Origin of the sequence: Sphingopyxis sp. CCNWLW2 (genome assembly GCF_037095755.1) — a bacterium.
GTDB lineage: Bacteria > Pseudomonadota > Alphaproteobacteria > Sphingomonadales > Sphingomonadaceae > Sphingopyxis.
Genome location: NZ_JBAWKJ010000001.1, coordinates 896,709 through 919,670, shown reverse-complemented (window position 1 = coordinate 919,670; position 22,962 = coordinate 896,709). Strand labels below are relative to the sequence as shown.

The following is a 22,962-nucleotide window of genomic DNA, read 5'->3' as shown; positions in this document are numbered from 1 at the left end:
GATAGAAAGCATCAATCGGCATGGGCATGACGCAAAGGGCGGAGCAATGAGCGGTGATGCCGCAACGCTCTGGCCGCGCGTCGCCGAAGGGCTGCGCCGCGACCTGGGCGTGCGTACCTTCGACCATTGGCTGAAGCCCGTGCGCTTTGCCGACTATTGCACGCTCTCGGGCGTGGTGACGCTCGAAACCGTCAGCCGCTTTTCGGCGAACTGGATCAACGAACGCTTTGGCGACCGGCTCGAACTCGCCTGGCGGCAGCAGCTGCCCGCGGTGCGCGGCGTCACGGTGCGCGGCGGTGCCGCGGCGGACGATCGCGCGACGGCGCTCGCCGCCTCGCCGCTGCCGAGCTTCGACACGCCGGCGCCGGCGCCCGCCGCCAATCCCGCGCTGCTGGGCTTCGACCCGCGCCTGTCGTTCGACCGCTTCGTCGTCGCGCGCAGCAACATCCTTGCCGCCAACGCCGCGCGCCGCATGGCGATGGTCGAGACGCCGCAGTTCAACCCGCTCTATCTCTGCTCGGGCACCGGGCAGGGCAAGACGCACCTCCTTCAGGCGATGGCGCAGGATTATGCCGCCGCGCACCCGACCGCGAATATCATCCTGATGTCGGCGGAAAAATTCATGCTCGAGTTCGTCGGCGCGATGCGCGGCGGCGACATGATGGCGTTCAAGGCGCGGCTGCGCGCCGCCGACCTGCTGCTGCTCGACGATCTGCAATTCGTGATCGGCAAGAATTCGACGCAGGAAGAATTGCTCCACACGATCGACGACCTGATGACTGCGGGCAAACGCCTCGTCGTCACCGCCGACCGTCCGCCGGCGATGCTCGACGGGGTCGAGGCACGGCTGCTCTCGCGCCTGTCGGGCGGGCTCGTCGCCGACATCGAGGCGCCCGAGGACGATCTGCGCGAACGCATCATCCGCCAGCGGCTGACCGCGATGCCGATGGTCGACGTGCCCGACAATGTCGTCGCCTATCTGGTCAAGCATTTCACGCGCAACATCCGCGAACTCGAAGGCGCGCTCAACAAGCTGCTCGCCTATGCCGCGCTCACCGGGACGACGGTCGACCTCGCGCTTGCCGAGGACCGGCTGGCCGAAAATGTCCGCACCGCGCGCCCGCGCATCACGATCGACGAGATCCAGCGCGCGGTGTGCGCGCACTACCGGCTCGACAAGTCCGAAATGTCGTCGAAGCGCCGCGTCCGCGCGGTTGCCCGCCCGCGTCAGGTCGCGATGTATCTCGCGAAGGAACTCACCCCGCGCTCCTATCCCGAAATCGGGCGCCGTTTCGGCGGGCGCGACCATAGTACGGTGATCCACGCGGTGCGCACGGTCGAGGCGCTGCGCGTCGCCGACAGCGAACTCGACGCCGAGATCGCCGCGATCCGGCGAAGTCTCAACAGCTGATCCACAGGCTTATACCGGGGTTATCCCCGGGGCTATGCACATTGTTGCGGGCCGCTGTTTGGCGGTCTGGTTCGGGGTGGAGAGCTGCCCTTCACTCATCCACTTCCGTCATCCCGGGCTTGACCCGGGACCCGCCTTTTCCTTCAAGAAGGCGGGCCCCGGATCAAGTCCGGGGTGACGATGATTGATAGGGCGTCTACCGGTCGAAAGCCGGCATTACTCTCCCCTGGAATCAAAAAGCCCGCCTTCCTTTCGGAGGGCGGGCCTTTTGCTTTGGCTCGGAAGGCGGTTCAGCCCTTTTCGGGCGGCGCCACCGTGATCCGCACGCGCTCGCCCGAATTGCCGGGGAAGCCGGTGAACATCGCCTCGACGAGGTTCGGGACGATCGCCTGCAGATTATTGTCGCGCGACTGCGCCTCGGCATGGCCTTCGAACAGGCGCGATCCGTCGGCGGCGCGATTGATCTGGAGATTCAGGCCGCTGGTGTAGACGGTGTAGCTCGACACGTCGTTATAGCCCCAGCCCGGGCCGAAGCCGCCCCACAGGAAGGGGTCGCGATAGCCATAGACATAGCGCCGCCCGCCACGGCCGCTGACGATCACCGGGCGATAGAAGCCGCGGCCATAATAGCCGCCGTACCCGCCGTACCAGGGGTCGCCGAAGCCGGGGCTCGACACGACACGCTCACGCCCCTTGTCGACGCCATAATCCATGCGCACGACCAGATCGGCGCGTTCGCCGTTCGCCGCGGGGCGATAGCCGTAGCGCGTCAGTTCGCCGGCGACCAGATTGGCATAATGGCCGAACTCGATACCGCCCTGCAGCGCGGGGTTGCTTGCTTCGACGACGAAGCTCTGGCCCTGCGGTGCGGGAAGCTGCGACTGGAAGCGCGCGACATCGGCCTTGAACGGCGTCGCGCAGCCGGCGAGTGCCAACGCCGCGCCGGTCATCGCGGCCAGGCCCAGCCGCCTAAGATTCATCTTGCTCATCGTCTTGGCTCCGTAATTCGGGAAGCGCATATAGCCGCGCTCTCGTACCATAGACTATGCCGATACGACTTAACCTTGGTTGAACTCGTTTCATCGCATGGCGGTTCCATGTCCCGATATGGGGACGCGCGCCGCAAAAACAAGAAATTTCGCCCGCGAAACAGCGCGCTGTCAGCGGCAGAGCCCCAGCGCGGCATAAGCGGCGTCGAGCGTCGGCTTGGCGAGCGCCGATGCGCGCGCCGCACCGGCCTCGAGCGCCGCGTCGATCGCCGCCGGGTCGGACTTGAGTTCGTTCAGCCGCGTCGCGATCGGGCGCAGCGTTTCGACGAGCAGCTCGCCGAGCGCGGGCTTGAACGCGCCGAAGCCTTGCCCGGCAAAACGCGCGAGCACCTGATCGATGCTCTCGTCGGCCATCGCGGCATAGATCGCGACCAGATTGCGTGCTTCCGCGCGCCCTTCGAGCCCCGCGGCCTCGGACGGCAGCGGTTCGGCGTCGGTCTTCGCCTTGCGAATCTTCGCCATGATCGTGTCGGCATCGTCGATCAGGTTGATGCGGCTCGCATCGCTCGGGTCCGATTTCGACATTTTCGCCGACCCGTCGCGCAGGCTCATAATCCGTGCCGCGGCGGCGGGGATTGTCGGCTCGGGCAGGGTGAAGGTTTCGGTCCCCGTGTCGAGGTTGAACTTGGCCGCGATGTCGCGCGCCAGCTCGAGATGCTGTTTCTGGTCGTCACCAACCGGCACATGCGTCGTCTGATAGATCAGCACGTCGGCCGCCTGCAGCACCGGATAGGCGAACAGGCCGACGCTCGCGCCCTCGCGATTCTTGCCCGATTTTTCCTTGAACTGCGTCATCCGGTTCAGCCAGCCGATGCGCGCGGTGCAAAACAGCAGCCAGGCGAGCTCGGCGTGCGCGGGAACGCGCGCCTGGTTGAACAGGATCGATTTCGCGGGGTCGATCCCCGCCGCCAGCAGCGCCGCCGCCATTTCGCGCGTGTTCGCGGTCAGCTCGGCGGGGTCGTTATAGACGGTGATCGCGTGCAGGTCGGCGAGGAAATAGAGCTTCTCGCCCGGCATCTCGTCCTGCATCCGCACCCAGTTGCGGATCGCGCCCAGATAATTGCCGAGGTGCAAATTTCCGGTGGGCTGGATGCCCGATAGCGTCCGCATGTCTTACTCCTGAATTTCGGCAGGTTTGCCGCGCCGACGCGTCAGCATGGCGACCAGATCCTTGTCAAGCGCGCCGACGAGGAAGGCGACGACGAAAAACACCGCGCCGCCCGCCGCGCAAAGCGCGGCAAGCGACCAGATACGCTCGAATACACCGCCGCCATAATAAGGCTCCATCATCGGCATCATCCACCACAGCAGCGCCGACATCGCGGCGACCGCGATCAACTGGCGCGCGATGCGCCCCGCGAGTTTCGCGGTGAAATGGAACCAGCCGCGACGATGGAGCACCGCGTAGAGCAGGATGCAGTTGAGCGACGCCGACGCCGCGGTCGCGCCCGCGAGCCCGACGATCCCGTAGCGCTCGACGACATAGAGGTTGATCGCGATGTTGACGATCAGCGCCGCGAGCGCGGTCCACACCGGGGTGCGCATATCCTCGCGCGCGAAGAAGCCCGGGTTCAATATCTTGACGATGACATAGGCGGGAAGCCCCGCGACGAGCGCCGCGACGATTTGCGCCATGATCGCGCCGTCGGCATCGGTGAAGCGGCCGCCGACGAAAAAGGCGGTGACGAAGGCGGGGGCGCAGATCGCGAGCGCGGCGGCGGCGGGGAGCGTCAGCAGCGTTGCGATCTCGAACGCGTTGCCCTGCAATCGCTGCGCCTCGGCGGCGTCGCCCGAATGGATATGGCGCGACAGCATCGGCAGGATCGCGGTGCCGAGCGCGATGCCGACGATGCCGAGCGGCAGCTGGTTGAGCCGGTCGGCGAGCTTCAGCAGCGTGAGCGAGCCCTGCGCCAGCGAGGTCGCGAAGAAGGTGTCGACGAACTGGCTGATCTGATAAATCCCCGCGCCGAAGGTCGCGGGCAGGATCAGCATGCCGAGCTTTTTCACCTCGGGCGTGAGCCGGGGCAGGTGCCAGTGCAGCTTCAGCCCGGCGCGGCGCACCGCCCACCACATATAGGCGAGCTGGACGACGCCCGCGATGCTCACCGCGACGCATAGCGCTTCGGCAACGATCCGGTCGTCGCCTCCCGGCCCGCGCAGCCACCATCCGGTGATGATGCCGCCGATCAGCACGATATTGAGCAGCACCGGCGCAAAGGCGCCCGGCGCGAAGCGCGAGCGCGCATTGAGCAGCCCCGACAGCATCGCGACGAGGCTGACCAGCGCGAGATAGGGGAAGGTCACGCGGCTCAGGAATACCGCGAATTCGAACTTGCCCGGCACCTCCTGGAAATCGCGCGCGAGCAGCCACACGATGCCCGGCATTGCGATCATCATCACGGCCGAGAAGGCGAGCAATATCCAGAGGAAGACCGAGAGCACGTCGTCGGCGAACTTCGCCGCCGCCGCTTCGCCGCCGTCGCCATGCAGCGCGCGGCTGTATGTCGGGACGAAGGCGACCGAGAAGGCGCCCTCGGCGAACAGGCGGCGAAAGGTGTTGGGGAGCGTGAAGGCGAGCTGGAAGGCGTCGGCGGCGAGGCCGGCGCCCAGCACGCGGGCGAGCAGCATGTCGCGGGCGAAACCGAAGATCCGGCTGACCATCGTCAGCCCGCCGATCGTCCCGACATTTTTGATGAGGCTGCTCAACCCGTCAGCCCGCCCGAATGGGGGTTAAGCCTGGCCGACCGGCGCGACGTCGCCCGCCTGCTCGGCTTCGACCTGCTGGACCTGCTGCATGAACAGGCCGTGGAAATCGATCGGTTCGAGCAGCAGCGGCGGGAAGCCGCCGTCGCGGACGGCATCGGCAACGACGCGGCGTGCGAAGGGGAAGAGGATACGCGGCGCTTCGGCGAGGAAGAAGGGCTGGAGCTGGTCGTCGGGGACGTTGCGGACGCCGAACAGGCCCGCATATTTCAGGTCGATCACGAAGCTGGTGCCCGCATCGGTCTTCGACGTCACGTCGATCTTCAGCGTCACTTCGTACAGATTGTCGCCGACGCTGTCGGCGGCGATGTTGAACTGCACATCGACCTGCGGCGCGTCCTGCCACTGATAAACCGCGGGGGCGTTCGGATTTTCGAACGACAGATCCTTCACATATTGCGAAATCAGGCCGATCGCCGGGCTCGTGTCCTCGCCATTGGGCTGCAGGGCGGGATTGTTGATGTCGGCGCTGGTCTCGTCAGCCATGATGAAGAAGCTTTCACTGAAAAGATGGAAACAATATCGGCATCCGCGGACCGTGTCGGAACCACGGCGGACGGTTGCCGCGGCGCTTAGCAGCGCCCGGCGGCGAGCACAATGGGCGCCCTGTCGATCCTATAGTTAAGGGGGAATCGTTGACCCGCCGCGCGGCAGCGGTCATGGTCATTTGAAACTGAGGCGCGTATCGCCTATGTATCAACCGCTATGTTTCTATTGCCCGCATTGGACTTTTGCCCGTGACCGCTTTTTCGATCGTCCTGCTCGCCATGATTGCCGCCTTCCTCGGCATGCGGCTCTACTCGGTGCTCGGCAAGCGCACGGGGCATGAGCAGGAGCCGGTGCTGCCGCGCGAGCGCTCCGCCGCGTCGCCGGTGCGGCTCGACGAGAATGACGGGTCGCAGGCGCCCGCGCCCGCACCCGCCGACACCTCGGGTCTCGTTTACGAACCCGCTGCCGAGGCGGGCCTCCGCCAGCTGCTGGCCTCCGACCGCAATTTCGACGCGGGCCGCTTCATGGAAGGCGCCGAGGCCGCGTATCGCATGATCCTCGAAGCCTATTGGAAGGGCGACCGCGACACGCTGCGTGACCTCTGCGACGATGACAGCTACGAAGCCTTTGCCGACGCGATCGCCGCGCGCGAAAGCCGCGGCGAAACGCTCGACAACCGCCTGATGGGAATCGATTCGGCCAAGATCACCGCGGTCGAACTGAACCGCAGCGAGGCGCGCGTCACCGTGCGCTACCACGCCGATATCAGCGCGGTCACCCGCGACGCCGACGGCAAGCTGATCGCCGGATCGATGAGCGACGCGTCGCAGACCGACGATCTGTGGACCTTCCGCCGCCAGATCGGCAGCAACGACCCCAATTGGGTGCTCGACGAAGCCGAATCGGCCTGATCGCATGACCCGGGCGGTGGGGGCGCCGCGCGCGCGGACTTTCGGATTCGCGCTGCTCGCTACCCTGCCGCTGCTTTCGGGTTGTGCGTCGATCGTTCCCGCGGCGGACGCCAGCCGTCCCGCGACCGCCACCCCCGCGCCATCGACCCCGGCCGGCACGCCGCGCGCCTATATACCGCGCCCGTCCGAAGGCGCCGGTGCCGCCGCGCAGCCGATTCCCGCGACTCCGCGCGCGGCGCTTCCCGCAACGCCCGTCCCGGCCGATGCGACGACCGCCGCCGCCAGCGGCGTTGTTGCGGGACCCGATTTCGCGACGCTCGGCGTGACCGCCGAACAGGCGGCGACCGCGCTCGTCGCCTTCCGCATCAGCTGCCCATCGGTTCAGCGCCGCACCGACACCAGCGGCCTGACGCAGGGCGCCGACTGGACCGAAAGCTGTACCGCGGCGAAAAACTGGAAGGACAGCGACGCCTCGGCCTTCTTCACCCGCTATTTCGGCACGGTCCAGGTCGGCGCGGGCACCGCCTTCGTCACCGGCTATTACGAACCCGAAATCGCCGGCTCGCGCACGAAGCAGCCGGGTTATGACGTCCCCATCTATCGTCGCCCCGCCGACCTGATCGAAGTCGACCTCGGCCCGTTCGCCGACGACCTCAAGGGCCGCAAGATTCGCGGCCGCGTCGATGGCTCGAATTTCACCCGCTATTACGACCGCGCGGCGATCGAAAGCGGCGCGCTCGATGGGCGCGGGCTCGAGATCGCTTATGCCGCCGACGCCGCTGAATTTTTCTTCCTGCAGGTGCAGGGCTCGGGTCGCCTCCGTCTGCCCGACGGCGGCATCATGCGCATCGGCTACGACACGCAGAACGGCCGTGGCTATGTCGGCATCGGCAAGCTCTTGCTCGACCGCGGCGAGTTGCAGCGCGGGCAGGCGTCGATGCAGGGCATCCTCGATTACCTCCGTGCCGATCCCGTGCGCGGCGCCGCGGTGATGAACGAGAATCCGAGCTGGGTCTTTTTCCGCGAACTGTCCGGCCCGGGCCCGCTCGGCGCGCTCGGGGTGCCCGTGACCGGCCGCGCGAGCGTCGCCGCCGATCCCAAATATGTGCCGCTCGGCGCCCCCGTTGTCCTCTCGCTCGACCGCGCCGAACCCAATGGCCTCTGGATCGCCCAGGACACCGGCGGCGCGATCAAGGGCGCGAACCGCTTCGACAGCTTCTGGGGTGCGGGCGACGATGCGCGCGCGATCGCGGGCGGCATGGCGGGGCGCGGCTCGGCGCTGCTGCTGCTTCCTCGCGCCAGCATCGCACGGCTGATCCCGGCGCCTTGATGTGCCGCGGCGCCTCGCCCCCGACGAAAGCGCGCTGTGGAAGAAGGTCGCGGCGACGGTAAAACCGCTCGCCAAGGCGAAGGCGCCGCTCGCGCCCGTGGCGCCGCCGACTGTGAAGCCGCCTCCGCCGACCCCGCGCACTGCCGCTGCTCCAGCTGCCGCCCCGCGTGGTCCCGTAAAGCTGCCGCCACCGCGCCGCACGCACCAGGCGGCGACGCTCGACGGCCATTGGGACCGCCGCTTGCGCAAGGGGCTCGTGCGTCCCGACCTCAGCATCGACCTGCACGGTCATACGCTCGCCTCGGCGCAAGCCTTGCTCGACGAGGCGATCGGGCGCGGGCTGATGCGCGGCGCGCGCGTGCTGCTGGTGGTCGCCGGGCGGCTGCGTCCGGGTGCCGACCGCCTGCCGCAGATGCACGGTGACCCGCGCCCGCGCGGCGCGATCCGCGCGTCGCTGCCCGACTGGCTCGCTTACTCGCCCTACGCCGACCAGATCGTCGCGCTGCGCCCCGCGCATATCAGCCACGGCGGCGCCGGGGCGGTCTATGTGATCCTCAGACGCAGCCGGGAGGACTAGAGGAAAGCGCGCATCAAGATACCGCGATAGATGGCGGTCAGCGTGTGGAGATCTTCGACCGCCACGGCTTCGTCGAGCTTGTGCATCGTCGCATTGGTCAGCCCGAACTCGACCACGGGACAGAGCGCGTGGAGGAAGCGCGCGTCCGACGTGCCGCCGGTCGTCGACATTTCGGGGCGCACATCGGTCTCGGCGTGGATCGCCTCGGCGACCAGTTCGGACAGGTCGCCCGGCGGAGTGAGGAAGGCTTCACCCGAAATCTTGCCAAGCACCTTGGCATTCGGTTCGACGTCGTGCGCAAGGCGCTCGATCAGCGCGACGAGGTCGGCGCCGCGATGCTGGTCGTTGAACCGGATCGACAGCCGCGCGCGTGCCGATGCGGGGATGACGTTGGTCGCGCCATTGCCGACGTCGATATCGGTGAATTCGATGTTCGACGGCTGGAACCAGTCGTTGCCGCTGTCGAGCACGACCGCATCGATCGCGGCCAAAATCTTCACCAGCTTGGGGATCGGATTGTCGGCGAGGTGCGGGTAGGCGACATGCCCCTGCGTCCCCGGCACGTCGATCCAGATATTCACCGAGCCGCGCCGGCCGATCTTCACCATGTCGCCGAGCCGGTTCACCGACGTGGGCTCGCCGACGACGATCATGTCGGGGCGGATACCGCGCGCATCCATATGTTCCATCAGCGCGCGCGTACCGAAGATCGCGGGGCCTTCCTCGTCGCCGGTGATGATCAGGCTGATTGTGCCGGCCTCGACCGGCGTCGCAGCCGCCGCGGCGACAAAGGCGGCGATCGAGCCCTTCATGTCGACCGCGCCGCGCCCATAGAGCAGCTCGCCGCGCACTTCGGGAGCAAAGGCATCGCCCGTCCAGCCGACGCCCGGCGGCACGACATCGAGATGCCCGGCAAAGCCGAAATGCTTGGGCCCCTTGCCCGTGCGGACGGCGAGCAGATTCTCGACCGGCCCGTCGGGCTCGATCCCGTCGATGAACCGCTCGACCGTAAAGCCCAGCGGCGTGAGCGCCGCCTCGATCGTGTCGAACACGGCGCCCATGGCGGGGGTGACGCTCGGCGCGGCGATCAACGCCTTGGCAAGCTCTACGGGGTCGACGGTGATGCTCATGCCGCTCCCTTACTCCCTCGCGCGGCCGCAAGTCGAGGCTTTGCATCGCGCCGCCTTTGTGCGAAACAAAGGAGGAACAAAGCCGCGAGGACTGCCATGCCCAAGCTCGATCTCGATACGATCCCGCAAACCAACACCACGGGCTATCCCGCACCGTACAACGAACCCGTGCAGGGCCGCTGGTATCGCCGTCTTGCACCGGCCACGGGGCTCAGCGATTTTGCCGCGAGCCATGTTGTGCTGAAACCCGGGGCCTGGTCGTCGCAGCGCCACTGGCACGACGGCGAGGACGAGATGCTGGTGATGATTTCGGGCGAAGCGGTGCTGATCGAGGACGACGGGCGCTGGCCGATGCGGCCGGGCGATATCGCGGTGTGGCCGAAGGGCAGCACCAACGGCCATCATCTGGTCAACGAATCGGACGGCGACTGCGTCTTCGTCGCATTGGGCGGCGGCAAGAAATACGACACCGGCGGCGGCTATTCGGACATCGACATGCTGTTCACGCCCGATGGCTATTTCCACAAGGACGGCACGCCCTATCCGACGACGCGGATTCCCTAACCCCCGACCGGCCCCTCGAACTTCTCGATGATCCAGTCCTCGGCCTGCGCGCCGCCGATCCATTCCTGCATGCATGGGTGGCTGATCACCGCCTGTGCATAAGCGGCGGCAAAGCGCGGCAGCGGAATCGAGTAAGTGATGAAGCGCGTGACGACGGGCGCGAACATGATGTCGGCGGCCGACCAGCTGCCGAAGAGGAAATCGCCTTCGCCGCCGAAGCGTGCGCGCGCCTCGGCCCAGATCTGGAAGATGCGGACGACATCGGCCTGCACCTCGGGGAGCAGCTCGGCGGGCGGATAAATGCGCCGGATGTTCATGCTGTGGTTGCGGCGGAGCGCGGCAAAGCTCGAATGCATTTCGGCCGCCATCGAGCGCGCCATCGCGCGCGCCGCCATGTCGTCGGGCCAGAAGCCCTTTGTCCCGCCGGTCTTTTCGTTAAGATAATCGACGATGGCGAGGCTGTCCCACACGACGATATCCTCGCCGTCCCACAGGATCGGCACCTTGCCGCCCGACGGCGCGAACTCGTCGCCCTCGCGGCGGTTCGACCAGTCCTCGTCATAGAGCGGGACGGTGACTTCCTCGAACGGCAGGCCGCTATGCTTGACCGCGAGCCAGCCGCGCAGGCTCCAGCTGGAGTATGCCTTGTTGCCGATAAACAGTTTCATAGGGTCTCCTTGGCCCTACCCTCAAGGGGAGGGAGGAAAAGGTCAACTCTCGACCGCCTCCAGCACCGCAGTGCGCAGTTCGGCGATGCCCATGCCCTTTTCGCTGCTCGTCGCGATCACTTGCGGGTGCGCGGCGGGGTGCTTGCGGGCTTCGGCCTCGGTCGCGGCCTGCACCGCTTCGAGTTCGGTCGCCTTGATCTTGTCGGCCTTGGTCAGGACGATGCGGTAGCTGACCGCCGCGGTGTCGAGCATTTCGAGCACGTCGCGGTCGACGTCCTTGATCCCGTGGCGGCTGTCGATCAGCACCAGCGTGCGCTTCAGCACCTGCCGGCCGCGGAGGTAATCGTTGATCAGGAAACGCCATTTCTTGACGACATCCTTCGGCGCCTTGGCAAAACCGTACCCCGGCATGTCGACGAGCCGGAAGATCAGCGGATCCTCGCCGACGTCGAAATAGTTCAATTCCTGCGTCCGTCCCGGCGTCACCGATGTGCGCGCCAGCCCGTTGCGGTTCGTCAGCGCGTTGAGCAGCGACGATTTGCCGACGTTCGAGCGGCCCGCGAACGCGATCTCGGGCACGCTCGGCGGCGGCAGGTGCTGGAGCGCGGGCGCCGATTTCAGGAACGTGATCGGTCCCGAAAACAGCTTGCGCGCGCGCTCCGCCCGTTCGGGGTCGGCGCCGGGTTCGAGGTCGGTATCGCTCACTTCGCCGGTGCCGCCTTCAGCTGCGGGAATTTGCGGTACATCCACTGCTGCTGGCCGATCGACAGGATATTGTTGGTGATCCAGTAGAGCAGCAGGCCCGCCGCGAACGGCGCCATGATGAACATGAACAGCCACGGCATGATCTTGAACACCTGCTGCTGCACGGGGTCGGTCGCCTGCGGGTTGAGGCGGAACTGCAGCCACATGGTGATGCCCAGGATCACCGCGAGGATGCCGATCGAGAGGATCGACGGCGGGGTGAAGGGCAAGAGGCCGAACAGGTTGAGGATATGCAGCGGGTCGGGCGCCGACAGATCCTTGATCCACAGGATGAACGGCTGGTGCCGCATTTCGATCGTCAGCATCAGCACCTTGTACAGCGCATAGAAGATCGGGATCTGGATCAGGATCGGCAGGCAGCCCGCGAGCGGATTGATCTTCTCGTCCTTATAGAGCTTCATCAGCTCCTGCTGCATCTTGGGCTTGTCGTCCTTGTGGCGTTCCTGCAGCGCCTTCATCTTCGGCTGGACGAGGCGCATCTGCGCCATCGATCCGAACTGGCGCTGCGCGATCGGGAACATCAGCGCGCGGATGATCAGGGTCAGCACCATGATCGCCACGCCGAAATTGCCGACCTGCTTGAACAGCCAGTCGAGCAGCTTGAAGATGGGCACCTCGAAGAAATCGAACCAGCCCCAGTCGATCGCATGTGATAGACGGGTGATGCCTTGATTGTTGGTATAATCCTCGAGGACGCTAACTTCCTTCGCACCGGCAAAAATGCGGCTGGTCGTCGTGATCTGCTGACCTGACGCGACCTGTACGAAATTGCGAGCAAACATCGTTCTGAAAACGTTCGTGCTCAACGCTGCCATCTCTGCCGATACCCGTTCGCCATTTGCAGGGATTACAGCTGCGAGCCAATATTTGTCGCTAAATCCGATCCACGCGGCAGAAGTGAATTTCGCTTCACTGTCGTCCTTTTCGAGGTCGTCGTAATCCCACTTGAAGTTGGAAATGCCGTCAACGAAGCCCGTGGGACCAACATGGAGCGTAATTGAATCGGCATCTTCGTGGTGGGTCGGTTTACCGAACCGATCGATCAGCGCGAAACTGCTCGCGCTAATCGCGGCGGTGCCGGTGTTGGCGATCGTCTGCTTCGCGGTGATCAGATAATCATCGTCGATGCTGTACTCGATGCGGAAGGTTTGGCCGGCGCCATTGGCCCAGCTCAGCGTGACCGGCGTCGTCGGTGTCAGCTTGGTCCCGTTCGCGGTCCAGACCGTGGTCGGACCCGGAACGACGACGCCCTGCGCCGACCAGCCGATGCTCGCGAAATAGGCGCCCTTGGTGCCGGCGGGGGCGAACAGGCGAACGGCAGGCGAATCCTTTTTGATCGTCTGGCGATATTTGCTGAGCGTTATGTCGTCGACACGCGCGCCGACGAGGTTGATCGACCCCTTGATCGCGGGGGTTTCGATCGGGATGCGGTTGCCGTCGGCGAGCACGGCCTCGATCGGGCGGATCGCCTGCGGCGCGGCCGTAGCGGGCACGCCGGGGGCGGGCAGCGCAGCGGGCTGGCCCGGCGCCGCGGCGGGCGCGGAGCCGTTGGGCCCGGCGACCGTCGTGGTCACATCGGGCTTGTCGGGCGTGGGGAAGAATTTCTCGGAGACGAAATTCCAGCCGATCAGGATGGCCACCGACAACAAAATTGCCGCGATCATGTTACGCTTGTCGTCCACGCTCTTCGGTCTCTCTTCGTCTCTAAAGAATGTCGGGAATCGATTACGGGACCGGGTCGTACCCGTGTCCCCCCCAAGGATGGCAGCGCAATAGCCGCTTTGTCGCCAACCAGCCACCCTTGATCGCACCATGGCGCCGCAGCGCGACGATCGCATATTCGCTGCACGAGGGCGCGTAGCGGCAGGTCGGCGGAAGGATGCGCGACGGGCCGATTTGCCAGCCGCGCGCGATCAGGATGAGCAATTTGGCGATCACGAGAAAAGCCCGGAAATCTGCGCAACTTCACGCGCGATCGATGTTTTTTCTCTACGTTCTTTATCATCGTCACCCCGGACTTGATCCGGGGTCCACAACGCCGTCGCAGCAATGGACCCCGGATCAAGTCCGGGGTGACGACGTGGGGGGGGAGAAGCGGTCATTCCGACACGCTACGCCCGCGAAATAATGTAGGACAGACTTTCATCGCGCCAATTTCTTCGCCGCGCGCTTCAGCGCCGAATCGAGCTGTTCGCCGAGTTCGGCAAAGACGATGTCGTTGCCGCCCGGCCGGCCGATCAGCACATGGTCGGCGCCGGCGATTCCCGATTCGGGGAGCGCGGCGCGGCAGAGCGCGCGCAGGCGGCGCTTCATCCGATTGCGGGTGACGGCGTTGCCGACTTTCTTGCTGACGGTATAGCCGATGCCCAGCACGTCGTCGCCGTCGCCGCGCGGGCGGACGAGCAAGACAAAGCCGGGCATGGGGAAGCGAAGGCCGCGGTTCGCGGCCAGAAATTCGCTGCGTTTTGAAAGCGTTCGCACCAGCAGAACTGGCGCAGAAGCGTCAGCGATCAGGCCGACAGCTTCTTGCGGCCCTGGGCGCGGCGGTTCGCGAGAACCTTGCGGCCGCCAACCGTTGCCTTGCGGGCGCGGAAACCGTGGCGACGGGCGCGCACGAGGTTGCTCGGTTGAAAGGTACGCTTCATCGCGGTTGTCCCTAATTCTCGTCAAAGGCTTTAACAGAAAAGGGCCGCCAAACGTGGGCGGCCACTGATGGGGGCGCGGATAAGCGAGAGTCGGGGCAAAGTCAATCATCATTGCGGCGGTTTTTCGGGCGTTTCGCCATCGGCTGCCTCCAGCGCCTCGCGCTCGCGCCGCCGCGCCGCGCTGGTACGCCGCATCAACCGGTCGGTCCAGCCGGCGTAGCGCGGGTGGCGCCGCTTGAAGCGGACATAGACGCGCTTCGCCCATTCGCTGTTCTGCAACGCCAGCATCAATCCCGCGGGAAACAGGATGACAAAGCCCGGCCCCGGCAGCGGACCGAGCAGCGGCGCGGCGATCATCAGCAGCACGCCGAGGACGAACAACGCCGTCCGCACCCGCGGGTTCGATCGCAATCGCTGGTAGAGGCTGCGTTTCGCCATAGAGGCGATGTGGGGGAGCGTGCGGCGTGTTACAAGGCTAATGCAGCTTGGCGCGCGTAGGTTGATGACCGCGAGCGGCGGGAATGGGGTGGGAAGCGGTCGTAGCGCCACTCGACTTCCGTCATCCCAGGCTTGACCCGGGACCCGCCTTTTCCTTCAAGAAGGCAGGCCCCGGATCAAGTCCGGGGTGACGATGATCGATAAGGCAGCTACCGGTCGTTAGCTGCCTTTACGAACGCAGTTGCGACGACATTCAGTCGAGCGCCACAAACCGCGCCATATCGTCGCGCGTCAGATAGCGGACGTCGTCGAACGGCGTGCTGTTGGTCAGCGCGTAAAAGGCGCGCGCCTTGGCGTCGTTCAGCCCCATTTCACGGTAATAGCCGAGATATTCGGCGTGGACCGGATCGTTCGCGGGATAGTCGTTCGCCTCGCGGCCATATTCGTCGGCCCAGCTGTGGACACCGAATTCGGCATCGGGCGCAGCGCGGCGGGTGACGCCCGCGAGCCAGAGCTCGACCGCGCCCGAGCGGATCGAGCCGCCCACCGGAACCACGGTTTCCATGCCCTGACGGCGGATCGCGCGCGCGAGGATCAGATTCGCTTCCTCGTCGAGGCTGCCGGGGCAGTCGGTCATCTCAAGCCGCTTGAGCCCCGGATAGGCCGCGAGCATCGCCGCGAACTGGCGCGGCGTTGCCGAGGTGACGTCGCCCGCCATGCGGACGGTCGCGCCATCGATTACCGAAAAGGGGCCGAAGCGTGCCTTGGCATGGCCGAGCGTCGCGAGCGTCGCGGCGGGGGCATAGCGCCGCGTCGCCGCGAAATCGGCATCCTCGGCGAGCGCCTCGTCACCCAGCAGCGCGGCGCCTTCGTCGATGACGCCCCCGTCACTATCGGCGGCGCCCTCTTCGTCTCCGGCATCGTCATAGGTCCAGGTCACCGTCGTGGTGGTGATCGTCACGACCTGCTGCGCATGCGCCGGCGCGAACGCGAGCACCGCCGCCAAAGCGGCGACGATGAGTGTGCGGGCGAAGGCGGACGGCGAAACCATGGGTCCGCCTTCGCGCGTGCGCGCCTATCAAATGGCAAAGAGGCAGCGTCAGCGCGCCGTTAACCGCGATCCGGTACAATTGCGCTAGAGCTCGCCTTCGGTGCCATAGGGCGTCGTGATCGCTTCGAGCAAATGGCCGTCGGGATCGGCGAAATAGACGCCGCGCCCGCCGAAATGGCGATTGATCTCGCCCGGCCGGGTCCGCGCCGGGTCGGCCCAATAGTCGAGCCCGCGCGCCGCAAGCTGACCCATCACGCCGTCGAATTCGGTTTCGCTGACCAGAAAGGCATAATGCTGCGGCGCGACCGGCCCGTCCTTCTGCATGAAATCGACCGAGACATGGTTTGCGAGCCGGACGACCATGAAATGCAGGAAGGGTTGGGGCGGGGCGAGCGCGAACATGTCGGCGAGGAAGGCCGAGGACGCGAGCTTGTCGCGGCACCAGATGATCGTGTGATTGAGCTCGACCGCCATTGGCTTAATCGCGGTCGGGCGCGCCGAGCGGAAAATAGGGCCGATAAGGCCGCGCTTCCTCGACGCAGCGCGAAACCGTCGGATGCGCGAGCAGCCGCGCGCGATAGGCGCGCAGATTTTCGTATGTCTCCGGGATTTGATGAACCCAGTCGGCGTAGAAAAGCGAAGGTGCCGCGGCACAATCGGCCATGGTGAAGCCATGGGGCGTCGCCCAGCCGCCGCCCGCCAGTTCCTTGTCGAGCCAGCCATAGATGGTATCGAGCGCGGCCTTCGACTGCTCGACGATCATCGGCACGTGATTTTCGGGCCCGCGGATCGCGTCGGCGACCACGGCCTGCATCCGGCCCATGACATGATTGTCGAAGACACGGTCGAACAGCCGGACCTTCAGTGCCGCGTCGAAATCCGCCGGGATCAGGCGCGGCTCGGGTGCCAGCCGGTCGAGATATTCGATGATGATCGACGATTCGAAATAGGGAACGCCGTCGTGGACGAGCAGCGGGAACTGCCCGACCGGCCAGTGCGCTTTCAGCTCGGGCATATGGTCCGGGAACGCCGGATCGACCGAGCGATAGTCGAACTCGACCCCCTTCTCGTACAGCGCGATCAGCACTTTCCAGGTGTAGGAGGAGAAGGGGTGGCCATAGTAGATCAGCATCAATTATCATCCTTGCGCGTCAGCCAGGCGAGCGGCCAGCCGACGAAGAAAATATGCGGGAACAGCGCGACCGCGCCTTTGACAAGGTCGGCCGGCGGAAAGGGCACTCCGAAGCGGAGCGGCAGCACGATTCCGTTCATAATGACATAGAGCAGCAGCCCATAGAGCGTGCCGGTGAGCCACCAGGGCCAGGCGGCGAGCGCGGTCCAGCGCCGCGCGACGAAGAACCATGTAGCCACCATCGCGCCCATGATCGCAAAATGCGTTGCGAGCCCCGCGATATCGCCGCCGATGCCCCAGCCGCGCGCGGCGTCGCCGAACGGCCCGCTCGCGACCGCGTGGAGCATCGAAGAGACGGTGCCCCCCTGCACGACGCTCGACACCGCCGCATAGACGATGTCGAGCGTACCGCAGAGCAGCCAGGCGAAGAGCGCCGGGCTACGCCGCGCCAACGGCTTCGCCCCGCACCGCGGCCTCGATCGTCGCGATATCGATCTTCTTCATCGTCATCATCGCCTCGAAGGCGCGTTTGGCGGCCGCGGGGTCGCCGCCCATCGCCGCGTCGGTCAGCGCGCGCGGGGTGATCTGCCAGCTCAGGCCCCATTTGTCCTTGCACCAGCCGCACATGCTTTCCTGTCCGCCGTTACCGACGATCGCGTTCCAGTAACGGTCGGTTTCCTCCTGCGTGTCGGTATGGACCTGGAACGAAAAGGCTTCGCTATGCTTGAAGGCGGGGCCGCCGTTGAGCCCGATGCACGATATGCCGAGCAGGGTGAAGTCGACGGTCAGCGCGTCGCCTTCCTTGCCGCTCGGATTGTCGCTGGGTGACCGGTGGACCGCGCCCACGCTGCTGTTCGGGAAGGTCGCGGCATAGAAATTCGCGGCTTCCTCGGCATCCTTGTCGTACCAGAGGCAGAGGGTCACGGGCTGGCTTGTCGGTTGGTTCGTCATTTTCACTCTCCCTTGATCGGCGCGCCGATCGACCATTGATGGCCGAACGGATCCTTGATCTGGCCGTAGCGGTCCCCCCAGAACATATTGTCGAGCGGCATGACCACCGTCGCGCCGGCGGCGACCGCGCGGTCGAACCAGGCGTCGGCGTCGTCGACGTGCAGGTGCAAGGTCACGCCATCGGGCTTGCCGGACGGTTCGCTGACATATTCGGGAAATTCGTCGTGCATCATCAGCGACGCGCCGTTGATTGTCAGGTGCGCGTGCATCAGCCGCACACCATCGTCGGCGGGCATGCGCATATTCTCGGTCGCGCCGAACGCCTTGATGTAAAAATCGATCGCCTCGCTCGCGCGCTTGTCGGCGATGGCGATATGCGGGGTCAGTCCCGTCGTCGGGCCCTGGTTGTCCATCCTCTCTCTCCTTTGTCTATTTGCGGGGGCCGACGAAGCCGATGGGCGCGCCCTGCGGGTCGATCGCGTTCATCGCATATTCGCCGCCGGGGATTTCCATCGGTTCGCTGGTGATCGTGCCGCCGTTCGCGGTCACCGCGGCGTGCGCGCGGTCGATGTCGTCGACGCCGATGTAGAAATTCCACACCGGCACCGGATAGCCCTCCATCAGCGGCATCACCGCGCCGATCATCACCTCGCCGCGCTGGAGGAAGCGGTAGGCGCCGAGCGGACCCATATCCATCTCGCCCTCCTGCCCCCAGCCGAAATGCTTTTTGTAGAAGGCGATCGCGGCATCGGAGTCGGAGGTCGCGAGTTCGTTCCAGCGCACATGCTGCGCTTCGGTGACCGAAAACACGTCGCTTTCCATGCCTTCGGACCCCGGCGGGGGCACCGGGTCCATGATATAGAAATGCGCGCCTTGCGGATCGCTGACCATCGCGATGCGTCCGACGGGCAGGTCGGTCGCGGGCATGTGCACCGCGCCGCCATCGGCCTTGATCGCATCGATCGCGGCATCGACGTCGGCGACCTCGAGATAGCCGAGCCAGCCGGGGCGTGCGCCGCCCGCGAGCATGTCGGCACCCAGCGCGAGCACCCCGCCCGCGTTGCCGCCGTCGCTGCGGGCGATCATGCGATAATCGACGTCACCGGCCGACGGGTCGCGTTCGGCGGCAATCGTCCAGCCGACCACCGCGCCATAGAAGCGCGCCGCGCCCGCGGGATCGGGTGTCATCAGCTCGTACCAGATGAAATTGGATGCCATCGTCTCTCTCCTCTTTCCTCGGTCTCAATAGGTCAGGCTGGGAAACCAGTCGCCGCGCCCCTCGGGCGTCATGTCGAGCAGGCCCCAGAGCGGATCGACGAGGTCGCCCGCGCGGTGGTGCTGGCCGGGATCCCCGGGCGCATAGGCCATCTCGCTCGCCCAGACGTGGCGGATGCTGTCGCCGTCCTTGCGGAAGACGTTGAAGATCGTCTCGTCCCAATCCTCGCCGGGTTTCACGCCATGCTCGGCGCGCTTGGCGCCGGTCAGTTTCGACGTGTCGCCGAAATAATCGGCCGAATAGCGGCCATCGACGTCCGACAGAAAGATGAGGTGCGGCCAGCGCCGCTCCTTCGCCCAGGCCTCGAGCCGCGCGATCGGCGACTTGGCGACAACGTAAAAGGGCGCACGCTGTCCGACATGACGCGCGCTACCGTCGATCGCGTCGAGCATATGGGTGCAGCCGTTGCACGGCTTGTCGCGCTCGGCCCCGAACATGAAGCTTTGCAGGATGATGCTCGGCTTGCCCGCGAACAGTTCGGACAGCTTCACCCGCTCGGGACGCTGATATGCGCCGATGCGTTCGAAGCTATAATCCTCGGGCACCGCCCCGCCCGGCGGCAGCGCGCGGCGCTTGGCGGCGACCGCCTCGATCTGGCGGCGCAGCGCGATCTCGTCGGCGAGCAGCTCGGCGCGCGCGGCGCGATAGGCGGTGCTCTCGTTCGGGAAGGACAGATGTTGCATGGCCTGCTTCCTTATTTGGGTGCTTATAGCCGGTGCAGCCGCAGCGGCTTCACATTTTCGCGCGCGATCAGCCCACGCGCCTCAAGATCGAGCTGAACGCCCTTCAGCCACCAGCCCGCCTTAGCGCCGCCGGGGAACAGATTCTCGGGGAGCAAGGGCAGCACGCGTTCCTTGACCTCGGCGACCGTCAGCCCGGGTTTGTCCTTCGGGACTGCCGCGATCAGCGCATCGCGCATCGCGTCATATTTCGCCTTGTCGACCTGCATCGTGAAATCGGGGCTGGTTATGCTGCGCATCTCGGTGCGTTCGACGGTCTTGCTCATCGTGCATATCCCTTCGTCGCTTCGATCGGCGGGGCGCGAAAGCCCATCGCGGCCCATGCGGTCAGCAGCCGCCACATGAACTTGCCTGACGGCGTTCGGTAATTGGGGATGTCGTCGGGCAGCTCGACCCCGTCGGGCCGGTCGCCGACGATCGTCCGCATCTCGGCGGCCGGGCGCTCGGCCTCTGGAATGCGGCCCGAATAGACGCTGAGCCAATGCCCCTTGGTGAATTCGAGCGCGATCGGCGCGTTGCAGCAGCGCGCGACGAACCGCCGCGTCGGCGAATCGGGTTTCAGCCGATGCTCCTCCAGCTGGTCCGATCCCGACAGCCATTGCAGCCGGTCCTTGCGCATCAGCACATAGGGCGTCCCGCCGTCGGCGCCGACGACTTCCGGCGCACCCGGAAGCGCGCCGAAGCCACGGCCCGCTTGCTGGCAGCTATGGCAATAGCAGGTCGCCGCCATGATCGGCTCGCCGCTGAGCTCCAGCCGCACCGCGCCGCACTGGCACGAGGCGGTGCGCGTCATGTCTCCAGCTCCGCCATCGCCTTGGCGATGGTCACCGGCGCCCTGGGCCGCGCGTACATCGACTTCAGATAGGCGCTGAGCGCGGGGGCATCGTCCAGCATGTCTTCCAGCTTGGCCCAATCGAGCGTGTAGGCGGCATTGAAATCGGCCACCGTCACCCGCTCGCCGACGACAAAGTCGCGCCCTTGCATATGCTGTTCGAATATCGCGATCATCCGTTTGCAATCGCGCCTCGCCAGCGCAATTTCCTCGGCCGATTGCTCGTCGGGTGCATAGAGAAAGCTGTGCAACGCAATCCGCCACAGCGGCGCTTCGATTTCGGTCATCAGGAAAAACAGCCAGCGATACATTTGGCCGCGGCCTTCGGGCGTGTCGGGGATCAGCCCGCCGCCGGGAAAGCGGTCGCCATATTTATCGGCCAGATAGAGCTGGATAGCCGCCGATTCGCTCACCACCAGATCGCCGTCGACCAGTACCGGCAGTTTCGCGGCGGGATTGAGCGCCAGAAATTCGGGCGTCAGCTGCTCGCCGGCGCCGAGGTCGATCGAGACGATTTCGTGCGCGAGGTCGAGTTCGTTCAGGAGCCACATCGCGCGCAGCGCGCGGGTGGGGGGCGTTCCGTAGAGTTTTATCATCGGTCTGTCCTTTCGATCCTCCCTGTCGCGCAGCGATGAGGAGGTGGCAGCGCCCTTCGACTGCCTTGCAGGCGCTCAGGATAAACTGCGCCTTTGGCGCAGCGCTGACGGAGGGGCCAATGGCGCAGCGTCGCGGCCCCTCCACCACCGCTTCGCGGCGGTCCCCCTCCCCACGGCTTCGCCACAGGGAGGAGCAGTCGCGATCAGGCTTCGACGATCGGCACGAAGCCGCCATAGACCATCCGCTGCCCATCGAACGGCGTGTTCTCGGAACTGGCCTTCATCCGCTCGTCGGCCATCATCTTTTCCCAGCCTTGGGTGCGCGCTTCCTTGCTCGGCCACTCGACCCAGCTGTAGACGACGGTCTCGCCGTCCTTCTTGTGCGCGGCGCGCGCATAGTCGGTGACCTTGCCGTCGGGGACATCGTCGGCCCACGCCTCGACGACGCGCGTTGCGCCATAGTCGATGAAGACGCCCGACATCTTCTGCGCCAGCGCCCGATAGGCTTCCTTGTTGCCCTCGGGAACGGGCACGATGTAACCGTCGGCGTAGCCGGTCGGGCCTTCACCGCGATCGTCGACGATCGAATCGAAACCGCCGATGATCATCCGCTTGCCGTCGAACGGCATCTCGCCGCCCATTTGCTCCATGCGCGGGTCGCTCATCATCTTTTGGTTCGCGGCATCGCGCGTCGCCTTGTCGGGATATTCGAACCAGCTGAACACGACGGTCTCGTCGGGCTTCGCCTGCACGGCGCCCTTGAAGTCGTTGACCTTGCCGTCGGGCACGTCGTCGCCCCAGCATTCGACCATGCGCGCGACGCCGAATTCCTTGAACAGCGGCGCCGCGTCGGCGGCGTGCTTGCGATAGGCTTCCTTGTTCGCGGTCGGCACCGCGACGACAAATCCTTCAACATAGGTCATCTTGTCTCTCCTTAAGGGGGGTGGGAGTGGAACTTCAGGCGGCGGGTGGGCCCGCTTCTTCGCTGAAGGCTTCGAGCTGTGCGTCCATCGCACGCTGGAATGCTGGCCGCGCGAGGCAGCGGTCGAGATAGGCCTGCAGCCGCGGTTGCTCGGCGATCAGTCCGGCCTCGACGCCTTCGCGCAGCACGGTCGCCATCGCGATGTCGGCGACGGTAAACTCGCCCGCGACATATTGCTTGTCGCCGATCGCGTCGTTCAGGCGGCCGAGCCGGCCCTGGATGAATTCGATCAGGCTCGGCCGGCGCAGCTTCGCCCATTCCTCGTCGGTCGAGAAAATATCGACATTGCCGAGCTCGAACAGCATCGGCTCGACGCTGTTATAGGCGGCGAACAGCCACGCGAGCGTGTTGGCGCGCGCCTGCGGGTCGCGGGGCATCAGCCGCTCGTCCTTTTCGGCGAGGTGGAGCAGGATCGCGCCGCTTTCGAACAGGCGGATGCCGCCGTCGTTGAGCACCGGCACCTGCCCCCAGGGCTGGAACAGGAAATGGTCGGCGGGACGGTTGATCGCGCTGATCAGATGCTCGGCATAGTCGAGGCCGATCTCCTCGCACGCCCAGCGCGGGCGCAGGTCGCGGACATAGCCGCGCGCGAAATCGGGCACCCAGTCGAAGGCGGTAATCTCGAGCTTGGCGTTCGGGTTGACGGACATGATGACTCTCCT

The 22,962-nt window shown here is 65.8% G+C and carries 30 protein-coding genes; 5 read left to right on the top strand and 25 right to left on the bottom strand.

The window, feature by feature from the left end; translation table 11 throughout:
- The first annotated feature begins 46 nt into the window (after positions 1 to 46).
- Positions 47 to 1,411: a chromosomal replication initiator protein DnaA gene (gene dnaA / locus V8J55_RS04330; RefSeq protein ID WP_336444500.1), complete on the top strand. Its 1,365-nt coding sequence runs from the start codon at positions 47 to 49 to the stop codon at positions 1,409 to 1,411.
- 290 nt (positions 1,412 to 1,701) lie between these two features.
- Here dnaA and V8J55_RS04325 read toward each other — a convergent pair whose 3' ends face one another.
- The 4 genes from V8J55_RS04325 to secB form a co-directional block, all read right to left on the bottom strand.
- Positions 1,702 to 2,400 (bottom strand): DUF4136 domain-containing protein, encoded by a 699-nt coding sequence (locus tag V8J55_RS04325; protein ID WP_336444499.1) that lies wholly within the window; start codon positions 2,398 to 2,400, stop codon positions 1,702 to 1,704.
- Between the two features lie 171 nt (positions 2,401 to 2,571).
- Entirely contained in the window at positions 2,572 to 3,570 is a 999-nt protein-coding gene (gene trpS / locus V8J55_RS04320) for a tryptophan--tRNA ligase (protein ID WP_336444498.1), read from the bottom strand.
- Between the two features lie 3 nt (positions 3,571 to 3,573).
- Positions 3,574 to 5,166 (bottom strand): murein biosynthesis integral membrane protein MurJ, encoded by a 1,593-nt coding sequence (gene murJ, locus V8J55_RS04315; RefSeq protein WP_336444497.1) that lies wholly within the window; start codon positions 5,164 to 5,166, stop codon positions 3,574 to 3,576.
- Positions 5,167 to 5,190: 24 nt separating this feature from the next.
- Entirely contained in the window at positions 5,191 to 5,709 is a 519-nt protein-coding gene (secB, locus tag V8J55_RS04310; RefSeq protein WP_058538698.1) for a protein-export chaperone SecB, read from the bottom strand.
- Positions 5,710 to 5,960: 251 nt separating this feature from the next.
- Between secB and V8J55_RS04305 the strand changes: the two genes are divergently transcribed.
- Genes V8J55_RS04305 through V8J55_RS04295 form a run of 3 tightly spaced genes read left to right on the top strand, consistent with a single transcriptional unit; the run spans position 5,961 to position 8,530 of the window.
- Positions 5,961 to 6,623, top strand: coding sequence for a Tim44/TimA family putative adaptor protein (locus V8J55_RS04305; protein WP_336444496.1), 663 nt, complete (start codon positions 5,961 to 5,963; stop codon positions 6,621 to 6,623).
- Between the two features lie 4 nt (positions 6,624 to 6,627).
- Positions 6,628 to 7,953 (top strand): murein transglycosylase A, encoded by a 1,326-nt coding sequence (locus tag V8J55_RS04300; RefSeq protein WP_336444495.1) that lies wholly within the window; start codon positions 6,628 to 6,630, stop codon positions 7,951 to 7,953.
- Position 7,954: 1 nt separating this feature from the next.
- A complete protein-coding gene (locus tag V8J55_RS04295) occupies positions 7,955 to 8,530 on the top strand; it encodes a Smr/MutS family protein (protein WP_336444494.1) in 576 nt (191 codons plus the stop codon).
- Here the strand turns inward: V8J55_RS04295 and dapE are convergent.
- On the bottom strand, positions 8,527 to 9,660 hold the full coding sequence (gene dapE, locus V8J55_RS04290) for a succinyl-diaminopimelate desuccinylase (RefSeq protein ID WP_336444493.1): 1,134 nt from the start codon (positions 9,658 to 9,660) through the stop codon (positions 8,527 to 8,529). The genes V8J55_RS04295 and dapE overlap by 4 nt on opposite strands.
- Positions 9,661 to 9,756: 96 nt before the next feature.
- On the opposite strand from dapE, the gene V8J55_RS04285 reads away from it, so the two are divergent.
- A complete protein-coding gene (locus V8J55_RS04285) occupies positions 9,757 to 10,224 on the top strand; it encodes a cupin domain-containing protein (RefSeq protein ID WP_336444492.1) in 468 nt (155 codons plus the stop codon).
- Here the strand turns inward: V8J55_RS04285 and V8J55_RS04280 are convergent.
- The 20 genes from V8J55_RS04280 to V8J55_RS04180 form a co-directional block, all read right to left on the bottom strand.
- Complete coding sequence (locus V8J55_RS04280; RefSeq protein WP_336444491.1) at positions 10,221 to 10,892, bottom strand: glutathione S-transferase family protein; 672 nt, start codon at positions 10,890 to 10,892, stop codon at positions 10,221 to 10,223. The genes V8J55_RS04285 and V8J55_RS04280 overlap by 4 nt on opposite strands.
- Before the next feature lie 42 nt (positions 10,893 to 10,934).
- Complete coding sequence (yihA, locus tag V8J55_RS04275; RefSeq protein WP_294047911.1) at positions 10,935 to 11,597, bottom strand: ribosome biogenesis GTP-binding protein YihA/YsxC; 663 nt, start codon at positions 11,595 to 11,597, stop codon at positions 10,935 to 10,937.
- The gene (yidC, locus tag V8J55_RS04270) at positions 11,594 to 13,339 is read right to left on the bottom strand and encodes a membrane protein insertase YidC (RefSeq protein WP_336444490.1); all 1,746 of its coding nucleotides are present in this window, start codon (positions 13,337 to 13,339) and stop codon (positions 11,594 to 11,596) included. Before yidC ends, yihA begins: the two co-directional genes overlap by 4 nt.
- 43 nt (positions 13,340 to 13,382) lie before the next feature.
- On the bottom strand, positions 13,383 to 13,595 hold the full coding sequence (gene yidD, locus V8J55_RS04265) for a membrane protein insertion efficiency factor YidD (protein WP_058538707.1): 213 nt from the start codon (positions 13,593 to 13,595) through the stop codon (positions 13,383 to 13,385).
- 204 nt (positions 13,596 to 13,799) lie between these two features.
- Positions 13,800 to 14,138 carry a ribonuclease P protein component gene (rnpA, locus tag V8J55_RS04260; RefSeq protein ID WP_336444489.1) on the bottom strand — a complete coding sequence of 113 codons (339 nt, stop codon included), beginning with the start codon at positions 14,136 to 14,138 and terminating at the stop codon, positions 13,800 to 13,802.
- 29 nt (positions 14,139 to 14,167) lie between these two features.
- Positions 14,168 to 14,302 (bottom strand): 50S ribosomal protein L34, encoded by a 135-nt coding sequence (rpmH, locus tag V8J55_RS04255; RefSeq protein WP_037517054.1) that lies wholly within the window; start codon positions 14,300 to 14,302, stop codon positions 14,168 to 14,170.
- A 108-nt stretch (positions 14,303 to 14,410) separates the two neighbouring features.
- Entirely contained in the window at positions 14,411 to 14,740 is a 330-nt protein-coding gene (locus tag V8J55_RS04250) for a PGPGW domain-containing protein (RefSeq protein ID WP_336444488.1), read from the bottom strand.
- Positions 14,741 to 14,993: 253 nt separating this feature from the next.
- Complete coding sequence (locus V8J55_RS04245; RefSeq protein ID WP_336444487.1) at positions 14,994 to 15,791, bottom strand: alpha/beta hydrolase; 798 nt, start codon at positions 15,789 to 15,791, stop codon at positions 14,994 to 14,996.
- An 84-nt stretch (positions 15,792 to 15,875) separates the two neighbouring features.
- A complete protein-coding gene (locus tag V8J55_RS04240; protein WP_336444486.1) occupies positions 15,876 to 16,265 on the bottom strand; it encodes a VOC family protein in 390 nt (129 codons plus the stop codon).
- A 4-nt stretch (positions 16,266 to 16,269) separates the two neighbouring features.
- Positions 16,270 to 16,923, bottom strand: coding sequence for a glutathione S-transferase family protein (locus V8J55_RS04235; protein WP_336444485.1), 654 nt, complete (start codon positions 16,921 to 16,923; stop codon positions 16,270 to 16,272).
- On the bottom strand, positions 16,923 to 17,375 hold the full coding sequence (locus V8J55_RS04230) for a hypothetical protein (protein WP_336444484.1): 453 nt from the start codon (positions 17,373 to 17,375) through the stop codon (positions 16,923 to 16,925). The genes V8J55_RS04235 and V8J55_RS04230 overlap by 1 nt, the downstream gene beginning before the upstream one ends.
- The gene (locus tag V8J55_RS04225; RefSeq protein ID WP_336444483.1) at positions 17,362 to 17,874 is read right to left on the bottom strand and encodes a VOC family protein; all 513 of its coding nucleotides are present in this window, start codon (positions 17,872 to 17,874) and stop codon (positions 17,362 to 17,364) included. The genes V8J55_RS04230 and V8J55_RS04225 overlap by 14 nt, the downstream gene beginning before the upstream one ends.
- 2 nt (positions 17,875 to 17,876) lie before the next feature.
- Positions 17,877 to 18,287 (bottom strand): VOC family protein, encoded by a 411-nt coding sequence (locus V8J55_RS04220; RefSeq protein ID WP_336444482.1) that lies wholly within the window; start codon positions 18,285 to 18,287, stop codon positions 17,877 to 17,879.
- 16 nt (positions 18,288 to 18,303) lie between these two features.
- Positions 18,304 to 19,092, bottom strand: coding sequence for a VOC family protein (locus tag V8J55_RS04215; protein ID WP_336444481.1), 789 nt, complete (start codon positions 19,090 to 19,092; stop codon positions 18,304 to 18,306).
- A 24-nt stretch (positions 19,093 to 19,116) separates the two neighbouring features.
- Entirely contained in the window at positions 19,117 to 19,833 is a 717-nt protein-coding gene (locus tag V8J55_RS04210) for a DUF899 family protein (RefSeq protein ID WP_336444480.1), read from the bottom strand.
- 23 nt (positions 19,834 to 19,856) lie between these two features.
- Complete coding sequence (locus tag V8J55_RS04205) at positions 19,857 to 20,156, bottom strand: DUF6958 family protein (RefSeq protein ID WP_336444479.1); 300 nt, start codon at positions 20,154 to 20,156, stop codon at positions 19,857 to 19,859.
- Positions 20,153 to 20,683, bottom strand: coding sequence for a GFA family protein (locus V8J55_RS04200; protein ID WP_336444478.1), 531 nt, complete (start codon positions 20,681 to 20,683; stop codon positions 20,153 to 20,155). The genes V8J55_RS04205 and V8J55_RS04200 overlap by 4 nt, the downstream gene beginning before the upstream one ends.
- Positions 20,680 to 21,318, bottom strand: a complete 639-nt coding sequence (locus V8J55_RS04195; RefSeq protein ID WP_336444477.1) for a glutathione S-transferase family protein — start codon at positions 21,316 to 21,318, stop codon at positions 20,680 to 20,682. The genes V8J55_RS04200 and V8J55_RS04195 overlap by 4 nt, the downstream gene beginning before the upstream one ends.
- A 203-nt stretch (positions 21,319 to 21,521) precedes the next feature.
- Positions 21,522 to 22,241, bottom strand: a complete 720-nt coding sequence (locus V8J55_RS21665) for a DUF1428 domain-containing protein (protein WP_443030787.1) — start codon at positions 22,239 to 22,241, stop codon at positions 21,522 to 21,524.
- Between the two features lie 34 nt (positions 22,242 to 22,275).
- Positions 22,276 to 22,950 (bottom strand): glutathione S-transferase family protein, encoded by a 675-nt coding sequence (locus V8J55_RS04180; protein ID WP_037517027.1) that lies wholly within the window; start codon positions 22,948 to 22,950, stop codon positions 22,276 to 22,278.
- Between the last annotated feature and the right edge of the window lie 12 nt (positions 22,951 to 22,962).

What these genes read in the sequence shown, in the direction of transcription:
- V8J55_RS04215 (WP_336444481.1), bottom strand. Translation starts at nt 19,092, where the DNA reads ATGGCATCCAATTTCATCTGGTACGAGCTGATGACACCCGATCCCGCG.
- V8J55_RS04300 (WP_336444495.1), top strand. Translation starts at nt 6,628, where the DNA reads ATGACCCGGGCGGTGGGGGCGCCGCGCGCGCGGACTTTCGGATTCGCG.
- V8J55_RS04250 (WP_336444488.1), bottom strand. Translation starts at nt 14,740, where the DNA reads ATGGCGAAACGCAGCCTCTACCAGCGATTGCGATCGAACCCGCGGGTG.
- V8J55_RS04225 (WP_336444483.1), bottom strand. Translation starts at nt 17,874, where the DNA reads ATGACGAACCAACCGACAAGCCAGCCCGTGACCCTCTGCCTCTGGTAC.
- V8J55_RS04240 (WP_336444486.1), bottom strand. Translation starts at nt 16,265, where the DNA reads ATGGCGGTCGAGCTCAATCACACGATCATCTGGTGCCGCGACAAGCTC.
- V8J55_RS04210 (WP_336444480.1), bottom strand. Translation starts at nt 19,833, where the DNA reads ATGCAACATCTGTCCTTCCCGAACGAGAGCACCGCCTATCGCGCCGCG.
- V8J55_RS04235 (WP_336444485.1), bottom strand. Translation starts at nt 16,923, where the DNA reads ATGCTGATCTACTATGGCCACCCCTTCTCCTCCTACACCTGGAAAGTG.
- trpS (WP_336444498.1), bottom strand. Translation starts at nt 3,570, where the DNA reads ATGCGGACGCTATCGGGCATCCAGCCCACCGGAAATTTGCACCTCGGC.
- V8J55_RS04195 (WP_336444477.1), bottom strand. Translation starts at nt 21,318, where the DNA reads ATGATAAAACTCTACGGAACGCCCCCCACCCGCGCGCTGCGCGCGATG.
- dapE (WP_336444493.1), bottom strand. Translation starts at nt 9,660, where the DNA reads ATGAGCATCACCGTCGACCCCGTAGAGCTTGCCAAGGCGTTGATCGCC.
- V8J55_RS04220 (WP_336444482.1), bottom strand. Translation starts at nt 18,287, where the DNA reads ATGGACAACCAGGGCCCGACGACGGGACTGACCCCGCATATCGCCATC.
- V8J55_RS04325 (WP_336444499.1), bottom strand. Translation starts at nt 2,400, where the DNA reads ATGAGCAAGATGAATCTTAGGCGGCTGGGCCTGGCCGCGATGACCGGC.
- V8J55_RS04280 (WP_336444491.1), bottom strand. Translation starts at nt 10,892, where the DNA reads ATGAAACTGTTTATCGGCAACAAGGCATACTCCAGCTGGAGCCTGCGC.
- V8J55_RS04200 (WP_336444478.1), bottom strand. Translation starts at nt 20,683, where the DNA reads ATGACGCGCACCGCCTCGTGCCAGTGCGGCGCGGTGCGGCTGGAGCTC.
- V8J55_RS04245 (WP_336444487.1), bottom strand. Translation starts at nt 15,791, where the DNA reads ATGGTTTCGCCGTCCGCCTTCGCCCGCACACTCATCGTCGCCGCTTTG.
- V8J55_RS04180 (WP_037517027.1), bottom strand. Translation starts at nt 22,950, where the DNA reads ATGTCCGTCAACCCGAACGCCAAGCTCGAGATTACCGCCTTCGACTGG.
- rpmH (WP_037517054.1), bottom strand. Translation starts at nt 14,302, where the DNA reads ATGAAGCGTACCTTTCAACCGAGCAACCTCGTGCGCGCCCGTCGCCAC.
- V8J55_RS21665 (WP_443030787.1), bottom strand. Translation starts at nt 22,241, where the DNA reads ATGACCTATGTTGAAGGATTTGTCGTCGCGGTGCCGACCGCGAACAAG.
- V8J55_RS04285 (WP_336444492.1), top strand. Translation starts at nt 9,757, where the DNA reads ATGCCCAAGCTCGATCTCGATACGATCCCGCAAACCAACACCACGGGC.
- secB (WP_058538698.1), bottom strand. Translation starts at nt 5,709, where the DNA reads ATGGCTGACGAGACCAGCGCCGACATCAACAATCCCGCCCTGCAGCCC.
- dnaA (WP_336444500.1), top strand. Translation starts at nt 47, where the DNA reads ATGAGCGGTGATGCCGCAACGCTCTGGCCGCGCGTCGCCGAAGGGCTG.
- V8J55_RS04205 (WP_336444479.1), bottom strand. Translation starts at nt 20,156, where the DNA reads ATGAGCAAGACCGTCGAACGCACCGAGATGCGCAGCATAACCAGCCCC.